Annotated in this window: 16 protein-coding genes; all 16 read left to right on the top strand. The window is 35.4% G+C overall.

Annotated features, from left to right (window positions below):
• Positions 1-542, top strand: a 542-nt coding sequence (locus NT145_05490) for an NADH:ubiquinone oxidoreductase (GenBank protein ID MCX5782138.1), incomplete at its 5' end; no start/stop codon positions are given.
• On the top strand, positions 539-2380 hold the full coding sequence (locus tag NT145_05485; GenBank protein MCX5782137.1) for a proton-conducting transporter membrane subunit: 1842 nt from the start codon (positions 539-541) through the stop codon (positions 2378-2380). The genes NT145_05490 and NT145_05485, both read left to right, overlap by 4 nt.
• A 1-nt stretch (position 2381) precedes the next feature.
• Entirely contained in the window at positions 2382-2897 is a 516-nt protein-coding gene (locus tag NT145_05480; GenBank protein MCX5782136.1) for a DUF4040 domain-containing protein, read from the top strand.
• Positions 2898-2902: 5 nt separating this feature from the next.
• The gene (locus tag NT145_05475; protein ID MCX5782135.1) at positions 2903-3316 is read left to right on the top strand and encodes a hypothetical protein; all 414 of its coding nucleotides are present in this window, start codon (positions 2903-2905) and stop codon (positions 3314-3316) included.
• Positions 3317-3346: 30 nt separating this feature from the next.
• Positions 3347-3679 carry a sodium:proton antiporter gene (locus NT145_05470; GenBank protein ID MCX5782134.1) on the top strand — a complete coding sequence of 111 codons (333 nt, stop codon included), beginning with the start codon at positions 3347-3349 and terminating at the stop codon, positions 3677-3679.
• 1 nt (position 3680) lies between these two features.
• Positions 3681-5165, top strand: a complete 1485-nt coding sequence (locus NT145_05465; protein ID MCX5782133.1) for a proton-conducting transporter membrane subunit — start codon at positions 3681-3683, stop codon at positions 5163-5165.
• Positions 5162-5551: a Na+/H+ antiporter subunit E gene (locus tag NT145_05460; GenBank protein ID MCX5782132.1), complete on the top strand. Its 390-nt coding sequence runs from the start codon at positions 5162-5164 to the stop codon at positions 5549-5551. The genes NT145_05465 and NT145_05460 overlap by 4 nt, the downstream gene beginning before the upstream one ends.
• Positions 5548-5883, top strand: a complete 336-nt coding sequence (locus tag NT145_05455) for a monovalent cation/H+ antiporter complex subunit F (protein MCX5782131.1) — start codon at positions 5548-5550, stop codon at positions 5881-5883. Before NT145_05460 ends, NT145_05455 begins: the two co-directional genes overlap by 4 nt.
• Positions 5876-6217 carry a monovalent cation/H(+) antiporter subunit G gene (mnhG, locus tag NT145_05450; GenBank protein MCX5782130.1) on the top strand — a complete coding sequence of 114 codons (342 nt, stop codon included), beginning with the start codon at positions 5876-5878 and terminating at the stop codon, positions 6215-6217. Before NT145_05455 ends, mnhG begins: the two co-directional genes overlap by 8 nt.
• A gap of 47 nt (positions 6218-6264) precedes the next feature.
• Positions 6265-6888 carry a 4Fe-4S dicluster domain-containing protein gene (locus NT145_05445; GenBank protein MCX5782129.1) on the top strand — a complete coding sequence of 208 codons (624 nt, stop codon included), beginning with the start codon at positions 6265-6267 and terminating at the stop codon, positions 6886-6888.
• A 115-nt stretch (positions 6889-7003) separates the two neighbouring features.
• Positions 7004-7351: a hydrogenase maturation nickel metallochaperone HypA gene (locus NT145_05440; protein MCX5782128.1), complete on the top strand. Its 348-nt coding sequence runs from the start codon at positions 7004-7006 to the stop codon at positions 7349-7351.
• Positions 7326-9653 carry a carbamoyltransferase HypF gene (gene hypF / locus NT145_05435; GenBank protein MCX5782127.1) on the top strand — a complete coding sequence of 776 codons (2328 nt, stop codon included), beginning with the start codon at positions 7326-7328 and terminating at the stop codon, positions 9651-9653. Before NT145_05440 ends, hypF begins: the two co-directional genes overlap by 26 nt.
• A gap of 81 nt (positions 9654-9734) precedes the next feature.
• Positions 9735-9968, top strand: coding sequence for a HypC/HybG/HupF family hydrogenase formation chaperone (locus NT145_05430; GenBank protein ID MCX5782126.1), 234 nt, complete (start codon positions 9735-9737; stop codon positions 9966-9968).
• Between the two features lie 17 nt (positions 9969-9985).
• A complete protein-coding gene (locus NT145_05425; protein ID MCX5782125.1) occupies positions 9986-10570 on the top strand; it encodes a TIGR00730 family Rossman fold protein in 585 nt (194 codons plus the stop codon).
• Positions 10560-11609, top strand: coding sequence for a hydrogenase formation protein HypD (hypD, locus tag NT145_05420; GenBank protein MCX5782124.1), 1050 nt, complete (start codon positions 10560-10562; stop codon positions 11607-11609). The genes NT145_05425 and hypD overlap by 11 nt, the downstream gene beginning before the upstream one ends.
• Positions 11610-11668: 59 nt before the next feature.
• Positions 11669-12365: phosphoenolpyruvate synthase (locus tag NT145_05415; GenBank protein ID MCX5782123.1), on the top strand; the 697-nt coding region annotated here is incomplete at its 3' end.

Below are 12365 nucleotides of genomic sequence, written 5' to 3'. Positions count from 1 at the left end.
TAGCAAGAGCTTCAAATGTTGCGATTGATGTCAGGAAGAATGCTCCCTATGCCGCTTATGATTTAGTAGACTGGTCAATATCTACTTATCAGGGAGGAGATATTTTTGCCAAAGCGATGGTCAGAGTTCTAGAACTTTATCAATCTATTAAAATAGTCAATCAATGTTTAAATTATCTTAAAAATAATCCGGGTGAAATTGATTTAAAGGTCAAAGAAATTCCTGAGGGAGAAGGTATCGGCCGCCATGAGGCGCCGCGCGGGGAATGTTTTCATTATGTTAGAAGCGATAAAACAAACCGTCCGGTAAGGCACAAGATAAGAGCTCCGTCTTTTATGAATGTCGCTACCAATCAAAAAGCTGTTATTGGCCAGCATATATCCGATGCGCTATTGATTCTTGCCGCTGTTGATCCTTGTTATTGCTGTACCGAACGGCTTACGGTTATTGATAAACAAACTTCTAAAAAAGTGTTTTCCGGGCAAGATTTATTGAGGTTATCTAAAGAAAAAACAGAATATTTAAGGAAAAAAATATTATGATTTTGCTGGAATATCCATTAATAATTTTATTTATTTTCGGTTTTATTGTGCGGATTTTGCCTCACAAAATGAAAGGCGAAATAAAAGTTATTTCTATTATAGGCGCTCTCTTTTCTTTAATATACGGAATATATAATTTTATCTATCCGATTAATTCTTCTTTTTCAACTTTATTTGAATACAGGGTTTTTTCGGGACTAATAGGATTGGGATGCACCTTTTTCGGATTTATAGTTATCATATTTTCGCTCAGATATGCTGATTTTGTCGAGCTTTTGAATAAATACTACGCTTATATATTTTTCAGCATAGGATTTTCTCTTGCAACGGTGTACAGCGTTAATTTGCTGGGATTACTGGTTTTTTGGGGACTTCAAGGCCTTACCCTTTATTTTCTTTCAAATCTTTTGCCCGGAGCTTCTAACGCTTCAAAGAAATCCTATGCTTTTATCGGCGGGTCTGATGCGATTATGATTTTAGGAATGGCTATACTTTGGTCTATGACAAACACTTTAGAAATCTACAAAATAAAAATAGTTCTTGGCAATTCAATAGTTCCGTCAGCGGCGTTCTTATGCCTAATTATAGCGGCTTTAACCAAAGCCGGTGCCATGCCCTTTCATACCTGGGTTCCTGATTTTGCCCAGCATATGCCTATAAGCTTAACTGCATTTTTTCCGGCTTCATTGGATAAACTTCTGGGCATATTTTTGCTTTTGCTTGTTTGTAATCAGTTGTTTGTTCTTAACACTTTAATGACTTTTATTTTGCTTTCAATCGGAGGATTAACAATAATTTCCGCAGTTTCAATGGCTCTTATTCAACGTGACCTAAAAAAACTCCTTTCTTACCATGCTATATCTCAGGCTGGGTATATGATTCTTGGGATAGCTACCGGTTCTCCGTTAGGGATTGCGGGCGGTATTTTTCATATGGTAAACAACGCTATTTATAAAAGCGGACTTCTATTAACTGCCAGCTCCGTTGAACATAGAACAGGTAAAACAAATATGGATTCGCTCGGGGGGCTTTCAAGATTTATGCCATTGACCTTTGTTTGTTGTTTGATTTTTTCTTTTTCAATTGCCGGTGTTCCTCCCTTTAACGGGTTTTCTTCAAAATGGATGATATATCTTTCGCTGATTCAAAAATTAAGCGAAAAAGGGATGAATGTTTTTGCCGAATATTTCTATATTCTTTTCCTGATCTTGGCGATGTTTGGTTCAGCATTGACCCTTGCAAGCTTTATTAAAGTGATACATTCGGTTTTTTTGGGCCAACAAAGCGAGGATTTGGAAATCCATAGAAAAAAATACAAAGAAGTAGGTTTTACTATGATGCTTCCGATGGGAATTCTAGCTCTTTTATGTATAGTATTCGGCGTTTTTCCGTATTATTTACCATTGAGAAAACTGATATTTCCGGCTATTTCAACTTTTGATATAAAACTTGACAATATTCCCGGGATGTGGCGCCCGGATATTGCAACAATATTCATACTTTTTGGCCTGCTTCTAGGTTTCATCATTTATTTGATAGGAAATATCAAGTTTAGAAAAGACTCGCCTTTTGTAGGAGGAGAAGAACTGCCTCTTGAAGCAAGGTATTCGGGAACAGAGTTTTATAAGAGTATTTCTGAAATGAATTTTTTTAAGAAAATGTTTTTATGGTCTGAAAATAAATTCTTTGATATATATCATGTAGGCACTAAGCTTACGCTGAAATCCGGGAAAATACTTTCATCCTTTCATATGGGAAGCCTGCAGTTTTATCTTTTGTTATTTCTAGTCGGTTTAGTCGGAATTGCACTGGCATATATGGGCGGGAGTTTGTTTTAAAATGTTATCCATACAACTTTTAATTATTTTTTTAATCATAACAGCTATTATCGCAATTGAACTTAAGGATATGATTTCTTCAGTTATAGCCGTGGGCGCGCTGGGCCTCGGATTATCGCTGTCCTTTCTTTTGCTTAAATCTCCGGACCTTGCAATGGTTCTTTTGATTGTTGAGGTCGTTACTCTTACTTTTCTTGTTAAAGCAACGGTTGAAACAAGCCATGTGGAACGCAAAGGGACAGATATATTGTTTACGACAACAATATTTATTTTTGTTTGTTTCTTTTTGATTTTAGGCTATGAAGCTATCAGCATGATTCCTGAGTTTGGCTCGCCTATCATGAAAACCGCAATCTATTACCTTGAAGAAAGTTTTTCAAGAACCAATTCAACAAATATGGTTTCTTCAATTTCCATATTTTTCAGAGGTTACGATTCATTAGCAGGAATCCTGGTTTTGTTTGCTGTTACAATCGGAATTAAATCAATAACGGATAAAACAAGGAGAAAAAAGTGAGCGGAATGACGATTTTTGTTAAGGTAATCACGCGGTTAACTTTGGGGCTGATATTTCTTTTGGGATTTTATATTTTTGTTTTTGCACGCAAAAGCCATGGTGTTGGTTTTGCCAGCGGGCTTATCATATCTCTCGGGCTTTTGTTATTCATGCTGGCTTACGGGAAAGAAATGGTGTTAAAAAAGGTCAACTATGTGCGTCTAGCTTTGATAAAAGACCTGTTTCTATTTATTTTCTGTTTTTTAACGTTTGTTATTATTTTCTTTGGGAGTAATTTGCCGAATTTAAAAAATTTCAAACTAATAAGTATTATTGTTTCAGTATTTTCGAATATGTCGCTGGCTTTAGTTTCGGCCGGCTGTTTCTTTTTAATGTTTTTAAATCTTTTGACGTTTAAAAAGCGCGGCGATTCAGATTGAAATTTATTTCAAGAATTGAGGTATATTAAGATGATAGAATATTTCTTGTGCCTGATATTGTTTTCTGTGGGGCTGTATGCTGTTTTTGTAAAACGTAATTTACTGAAAATAATTATCGGTATAGCGATAATGGGTTATGCCGTTAACTTGCTTTTCATCCTCATAGGATACAAAATAAACGGTGAAGTGCCGATTATTGAACAAGCCGGCCAAAATTTCGTTGATCCGTTGGCCCAGGCTTTTGTCCTGATTACCGTTATTATAGGCCTGTCTGTTACTGTTCTTCTGGTCTCCCTAGCAATGAGGCTTTATGAAAAATACGGGACACTTGATGTAGATGAAATGAAAAAATTAAAAGGATGATATGTTAATAGTTTTTTTTATCATTATACCTTTATCAGCACTTATTCTTATTTCCATAGCAAGGCATTTAAATGAACGTATACTTGATTTTCTTGCTTTTTTGGCGACTCTTGCTAATGCTATTTTGTCGGCCATAGCTCTTAAAGAAATTTCCTCAAAAGGCCCGATTGTTTTCCAAATAGGCAATTGGCCCTTAAATTTGGGTATTAATCTTGTTATGGACGGTTTGAGCGTTTTCATATCCGTTACAATAAATGTTCTCGCATTAATTGTTTCAATTTATTCCGTTGAATATATGAGTAAATATTCCGGAAAATGGAAATATTATTGCCTTTTTATGCTGGCTTTGATCGGCCTTAACGGTGTTTTGATCTCGGGAGATTTATTTAATCTTTTTGTGTTCAGCGAAATCGCCCTAATGGCAGGATATATACTCTCGTCTTTTAATAACGAGGCGGAAAATTTTGAAGCGGCTTTTAGATACGCGGTAATAGGTTCATTTTCTTCAATGCTGATTCTTTTGGCAATAGCTTTTATTTACTCCAAATTTTCGTCGTTAAGTCTTTTTGATCTAGCACTGAACTGGAATAAAGAAAAAACTGGTTTTGATATTTTTGTAGTTATACTTTTAATCAGCGGATTTGCCATGAAAGCTGCCCAAGTGCCTTTTCATGCCTGGGTTCCCGATGCTTATTCATCAGCTCCCGCGCCCATAGCAGGTTTTTATGCAGGCGCGATGGTAAAGGTTTTAGGGATTTATGTTTTAATACGTTTATTTTACAACGTAATCGGCATGGACAATCTTACCCTTACCATATTTTCAACATTGGGGGTTGTTTCAATAATAATTGGAGTAATTCTTGCTTTGTATCAATGGGATTTTAAAAGATTGCTTGCATATCATTCAATAAGCCAGCTGGGATATATAGTTCTTGGAATAGGGCTCGGAACGCCGCTGGGGATAATAGGAGGATTATTTCATCTATTAAATCATTCGGTTTTTAAGCCGCTGCTTTTTTTGAATGCCGGAAGCATCGGATATTCCGCAGGGACAAAAAATCTTAACGATCTGGGCGGCCTTGCTCAAAAAATGCCGGTAACCGGAACCACTTCTATGATTGCCTCGCTTTCTATAGCGGGGATTCCGCCGTTGAACGGATTTTGGAGCAAGTTAATCATCATAGTGGCCTGCATTCAATCGCAACATTATTGGCTGGCTTTTTTTGCTGTTATCGGAAGCATTTTAACTCTTTCTTCTTTCTTAAAAGTGCAGCGTTATATCTTTTACGGGCATTTAAAAGAAGCATGGAATGACATTAAAGAAGTGCCGTTTTTGATGACGCTTCCTATGACCATCTTAGCCATTTGTTGCATATTTTTAGGAATTTTATTATTGCCCGGAATTTACGAACATTTCCTAGGCCTTGCGGTAAATTCAGTATTGGCAGGGAAAGAGTATGCAATGATTTTAGGAGTAATCAAATGAAAGGTTCTAAAATACTGCTTTTCATAATATGCCTGATAATTTGGTTCATACTTTCTTGGTCTTTCAGCGAGAAAAGTATTATTGCGGGCATATGCATAAGTTTTATTATTGCAGTTATTGAAGGAGACCTGTTTACCAAAAACCCGCATAAAATGCTGCGAATCAAAAGATATTTATGGTTTTTTGTTTATACCGGGGTGCTCATCTGGGACATGTTTAAGGCGAATATTGAAATTTTGTTTTATATGCTTAATCCAAACCTTAAACTGGAGCCGCAGATTATACCGATATCTACTGAACTGAAAAGCGAAACAGGCATTACCGCGCTGGCAAATACTATAACCCTGATTCAGGGAATGGCAACTGTTGTATTTGAGGAAATATGAAATTAGCTAACTGGATTATAGGTTTGATCATAATCTTATCTTTGTTAACTTTGGATATTCTTCTTCCGATAAGTTTATATTATAAATGGTTTTATGTTCTTCTTCTGGCGTGCTTTCTGACGCTTTTGCGTCTTTCTATGGGGCCCACTACATCTGATCGCGCCGCTTCCGTTAAAGTTCTAAGCGTCATTGTAATAGGATTTTGCGGAATTTTGTCTGCTTTATGCAAACAGCATATCTATATAGACATTGCCATTGCTTGGGCTTTTCAGGCATTTGTAGGCACCGTAGTGCTTGCAAAATATATTGAAGGGAAACCGCTTGATGACTAATTACTTGATTTATTTGGCTTATGCATTTATAACATTGGGAGTAATCCTTGATTTACTTGCTTCGTTGGCATTGCTGAGGTTTTCCGATGTTTACTCAAGGCTGCTTGGCTCTACTAAATGCATAACCTTCGGAACATTGAGTATCTTATTCGGCGTTTTTATAATTCACGGTTTTACGGCCATAGGCGTTAAATCGTTGTTATGTTTAATATTTATTTTGCTGACATCGCCTATAGAAACGAGCGTGCTGCTTAGGGCTGCAAAAAAATCCGAAAGCAAAATGACTGATAATGAAAAAATAGAAATATCATTGGAGGATTCAAATAGTAAGTAGTTTTGGTTTTCCTGACGCCTACATACTACCTACTATCTACTGTCGTTATGAAATATCCTAAACTAAGAGAACTAAAAGAAGCTTTTAAGTCTTTTTTCAGTAAACCTTATACTACAAAATATCCGGCTGAACCGCATACCCCGTTTCCAAAATTCAGAGGCAGGCCTATACCGGATGACAATGAATGTATTGCCTGCGGTGCTTGCAGCATAGTATGCCCGTCAAACGCAATAGAGATCAAAGAAAATTTAGATAAAAAACCTCCAACCAGAGAAGTAATTTGGCATTACGATCTTTGTATTTTTTGTGCTCAGTGTGAACTATTATGCACTACGTCAAAAGGGGTGAAGTTATCCCTGGAATTTGACCTTGCAACTTACAATAGAGCGTCTCTTTTTTCAGGGATTGAAAAAGAACTTATTATGTGCGAATGCTGCCAAACGGTTATTGCGCCAAAAACTCAATTTCTATGGCTGATAAATAAACTGGGACCTTTGTCTTCAGGCAATTTTAATCTTATATATACCGCTCAAAAAGAATTAAAAATTGCGGAAGAGTTGCCATCAGAAGTTGATTCTTCTGAAATTCAGCGTCCCGATTTATTCCGTGTTTTATGTCCAAAATGCCGCCACCTCGTTATAGTTTTCAATCAAACTGGGCAACAGCCGTAACGACAAGAAGCGTTCATGAGTTCACTAGTTCAAGAGTTCACGGGGTAACGGCGAAGAAAAAAGATTTTTGCTCGTGAACACGTGAACCCGTCAACTCGTGAACTGAGGTATAATTATGCACGAATTAGGAATTGCAAAAGATTTTTGGAAAATCATAAAGCAGACTGCTGAAGAAAATAAGCTAAACAGAATAGATAAAATTGTTATTGTCTTAGGAGAAGCGTCAGGGATAGAAGAAGATTTTGTAAGGCATTCTCTTAAAGATCATGTTTTGCCGGGCACCATCGCAGAAAAAGCTAAACTGATTTTTGAAAAAACTAAGCTTGAGGGTTTTTGCGGGGATTGCCGGGAAAAAATCTCTAAAGAAAAAATGAAGAATTTATCCTGTCCGAATTGCAAAAGCTTAAATATTGAAATTGCCAGCGGCAAAGAAATGTATGTTAAAAATATCCAAGGGGAATAAAAAGAATTTTTCTGCTCTTAGAATCCATTTTAAAGGAAATGTTCAGGGAGTCGGCTTTAGGCCTTTATTATTCAAAATTGCGAAAAGACTAAAATTAAAAGGCTGGATAACAAATACTGCATCAGGTGTTTTAACTGAAGTTGAAGGAAATCCTCGAAATATTCAAAAACTTATCACAAATCTTAAATATTTACTACCTCATCACGCCCGGATAGAAAAAATCACAAAAGAAAAAATTAAAAAACGTAATTTTGATAATTTATCAATAATTTCCAAAAAAGATAAGAAAAAAGCGGCAACGGATATACCTCCGGATCTGACAATTTGCCCGGACTGTTTAGAGGAGCTTTTAGATAAATCTGACCGGCGGTATAATTATCCTTTTATAAATTGCACTAACTGCGGGCCCAGATTTACTATAACAAAAGAAGTGCCATATGACAGGGTTAATACGACTATGGCTTCTTTTAAGATGTGCGAAAACTGCCAAAAAGAATATGAAACATTTACTGATAGAAGATTTCACGCTCAACCGAATGCATGCCCTATCTGCGGCCCAAAAATTAGTTTATTATCAAGATCAATGGAAATAACGGCCGACGAAAAGACAGCGCTGGATAAAACTATAAATCTTCTAAAGAAAGGAAAAATAGTTGCGGTAAAAAGTTTGGGAGGCTATCATATTTGCTGCGATGCGTTAAATATAAATGCGGTTCAGGTTTTAAGAAAAAGAAAAAACCGTCCCCATAAGCCTTTTGCAGTGATGGTAAAGGATATCAAAACAGCTAAAAAATACGCACATTTAAACAAAGAAGAAGAAAAGTTATTAAAATCTGTAGAAAGGCCTATAGTACTTCTCAAGAAAAAGAAACTTGTACCGGATAATATTGCTCCCCGCAACGCTTATATTGGAATTATGCTGCCTTATACTCCATTACATTATCTTCTTTTCTCATTTAAAAAAAGTGATTTTGAGATGCTCGTAATGACTTCGGGAAACAGGACTGATGAGCCGATATGCCGCAGCGAATCCGAACTAAAAGAAAAGTTATTTCATATAGCAGATTATTTTTTAGTTCATAATAGGAAAATACATAATAGGTGCGATGACTCTATCCTTTTTAATTTCAATGCCAAATCAGACGGAAATATTTTTATAAGAAAAAGCAGGGGATTTGTGCCCTATAAAATACATATTAATGCATTAAAATCTAAAACTTATCCTAATATTTTAGCTACGGGAGTAGAGCTTAAAAATACTTTTTGTCTGACCAGAAATGGAAACGCTTATGTTTCGCAATATGTTGGAGATATGGATAATCACGAATCATTGGTATTTTATAAGGAATCGCAGGGGCATTTTCAAAAATATCTTGATATTAAACCTTCAATTATCGTCCATGATCTGCATCCAAATTATATGACCACCATTTATGCAAAAAAACTTAAAGAAAAGAACAAAAATCTTAAAATGTTCGCAGTCCAGCATCATCACGCACATATAGCTTCGGTAATTGCTGAAAATAATATTGATAAGCCTTTGATAGGTTTTGCTTTTGACGGAACCGGTTTAGGTTTAGACGGCAAGATATGGGGAGGAGAAAGTTTCTTGTATAGCGGAGGAAATTTCAAAAGATTATCACATTTTGACAATTTTTTATTGCCCGGCGGCGATATCGCAACAAAAGAAATATGGCGTTTAGGTGTATCTGTTTTAACAAAAATCGACATCTCTAAATTGCCAGAACACTACAAAAAATATCCTGCACTAGATGTTGTTAAAATGATTAAAAATAAAATCAATTCAATTGAGTGTTCCAGCGTAGGAAGAATTTTTGATGCCGTTGCTTCAATTCTGGACATAAAACAGGAAGTGTCTTTTGAGGCTCAGGCTGCAATAGAAATGGAATCTATTGCATTAGACATACCAGTCAAAAAAGGTTATAATTTTAATATATTTTATAATGAAAATACCGAGTGTTTTATTATTTCTTTAAAGGAAATTATAAAAGGTATTCTAAGAGATAAAGAAAACGGAATAAATTCAAAAATTATAAGCGCAAAATTTCATTTAAGTATAGTTGAAATAATTGTTTATTTGGCAAAGAAATTTAGGAAAAAATATAAAATTAATGACATAGCAATAAGCGGCGGTGTTTTTCAAAATAGAATCATCTTATCATCAACTATAGAGAAACTTAGGAAATCACATTTTAATGTCTATTGGAATAAGGTAGTCCCGCCGAATGATGGCGGAATTTCATTAGGACAGGCGTATTTGGCATCAAAGAGGCAGGGATAAGTAGTAAGTGGTAAGGATTAAGTATAGACTTTTTGCAGTTGTAACTTAAAACTTATCACTTATCCCTTAACACTATAAAATATGTGTCTAGCAATACCCGGGAAAATTATTAAAATAGGAAAAAATCATCAGGCAGATATAGACTTTGGCGGAGTTATCAGATCTGCTCAGCTTGATTTTTTGCCTCAATCAAAAAAAGGCGACTATGTTATTGTCCACGCCGGTTTTGCAATCCATAAGCTGGATAAAAAGGATGCTAAAGAAACTATCAATTTGCTGAAAGAAACTTTTGGAGATATAAAATCAATTGTATGAAAAGGAATAAAATATAGATGAAGACAGTCTGTGTTTATTGCGGTTCCAGTGCTGGAAAAAGTGAAAAATACAAGATTGCTGCGGTTGAGCTTGGTAAGGAGATTGCCAAGCGAAAACTTACTCTTGTTTACGGCGGAGGAAATATCGGCCTTATGGGGGTGCTTGCAGATTCCGTAATGAAAAATGGCGGTAAAGTTACAGGCGTAATACCGAAGAATTTATTTAAAAGAGAATTAGCCAAAAAAGACATAACTAAACTTATTGTAGCCAAGGATATGCACGAAAGAAAAGCAATAATGGCGAACCTTTCCGATGCCTTCATAGCGCTTCCCGGCGGCATAGGAACATTGGAAGAATTTTCAGAAGCAGTAACTTGGAATCAGCTAAAGATTCATCAAAAACCCTGCGGATTGCTTAATGTAAAGGGTTATTTTAATAATTTTATTAATTTTCTAAATCACTCCATTAAAGAAGATTTTTTTAAAAAGTCCGAAAAGTTCTTAATAATTATCGAAAAAGATCCTGAGATTTTGATAAAAAAACTTAAAAAATTCAAAAAAATAAAAAAGGTTAAAAATTGGAAAGAAATTCTTGAATATTAAAAAAATGACTATCAAGAAAATTAATTTAATGGAAGTTTGCGGCACTCATACAATGGCTATTGCCAGATTTGGGCTTAAGAAATTATTCCCGAAAGAGTTAACAATGCTTTCAGGCCCGGGGTGCCCGGTTTGTGTTACCCCGGAAGAAGATATCAACCTTGCCATTGAAATATCCAAAAGAAAGGATGTAATAATTACTACTTTTGGCGATATGGTTAAAGTTCCGGGAACTTTCTCAAGCCTTGAAAAAGAGAAATCAAACGGTGCCGACATAAGAATTATTTATTCGCCAATTGATGCCTTGGATATAGCAGCAGCAAATCCAAATAAAAAAATAATATTCCTTGGCGTTGGTTTTGAGACGACCTCGCCTTCAATTGCCATGACCGTAAAAATTGCAAAGAAGAAGAAAATTAGCAATTTTTATGTCTTGCCGATGTTAAAAACAATTCCCAATGCATTAGAAGCAATATTGCAAACTAAAAACCGTAAAATTGACGGTTTTCTTCTGCCTGGGCACGTATCAGCAATAATAGGAGCAAAAGCCTATAAATTTATTGCTGAAAAATACAAAATTCCTTGCGTTATAGCCGGTTTTGAAGCAAAAGATATTTTAGATTCAATAAAAATGCTTGTAGATCAAATTAAAAATAAAAAGCCGAAAGTTGAAATACAGTATTCTTCCGTCGTAAATAATGAAGGAAATATAAATGCCCAAAAGGTTTTAGACGATGTTTTTGTAGAAAACGATTCAAATTGGCGTGGTATAGGAATCATCCCGAAAAGCGGTTTAAAATTTAAAAGCGAGTATAAGGATTTTGACGCTTCAAAAATATTTCAATTAGAGGCTAGATATTTTAAAAAGCAATCAGGATGCGATTGCGGAAAAATTTTGCTCGGCATTAAGAATCCCAAGCAATGCTTTTTATTCGCAAAAAAGTGCACACCGTCAAATCCTATAGGGCCTTGCATGGTTTCGTCGGAAGGGGCATGCGCGGCTGAATATAGATACGGCAGAACTTTAGAACTGGAAAATTAGAATCAAGAACTAAAACGTTCGTTTTCTTATAGCTGAATGCATAATTCTGAGAGAATAAAATGAAATCACTGAAGAAAGAAAGTACCGGAATTATCGGACTTGATGAAGTTATTAATAATCTGCGTTTGGGAGACAATGTTGTCTGCCAAATAGATAATCTAAGCAATTATAAATACCTTGCAACAGAATTTGCAAGAAATGCAGTTTCAAAAGGTAAACGCGTTGTTTATATGCGTTTTGCAAGCCATGCACCATTGTTTAATAATAATGACGGAATTTTTACTTATACATTAAACGCCAAAGAAGGTTTCGAATCTTTTTCAACAAATGTGCATGAGATCATAAAAAAAGAGGGATTAGAAGTATTTTATGTGTTTGATTGCCTTTCAGATCTTTTACTTTACTGGGCAACCGATTTGATGCTAGGCAATTTTTTTATGATTACTTGTCCCTACCTTTTTGAATTAAATACGATTGCCTATTTTGCGATAATGAGGGACAACCACTCTTTTAAAACTATTGCGCGAATAAGAGAAACAACACAGCTTTTATTAGACATTTATACCATTGATTCAAGTTTATGTATTCATCCTTTGAAGGTTTGGAACCGCTACTCGCCAAACATGTTTCTTCCTCATATTAAAGAAAAAGATAAATTCATTCCGATTACAACATCTGCCGACGCCGCAAGACTTTTTTCATACACCGCATCAAAATTTTATGAAAGTTCCGAAAGAAATTTAGATTATTGGGACC

This window comes from Elusimicrobiota bacterium, assembly GCA_026388075.1.
Taxonomy (GTDB): domain Bacteria; phylum Elusimicrobiota; class Endomicrobiia; order Endomicrobiales; family JAPLKN01; genus JAPLKN01.
Note: the sequence above shows the minus strand (reverse complement) of the source record. Positions and strands in the feature narration are given on the sequence as shown.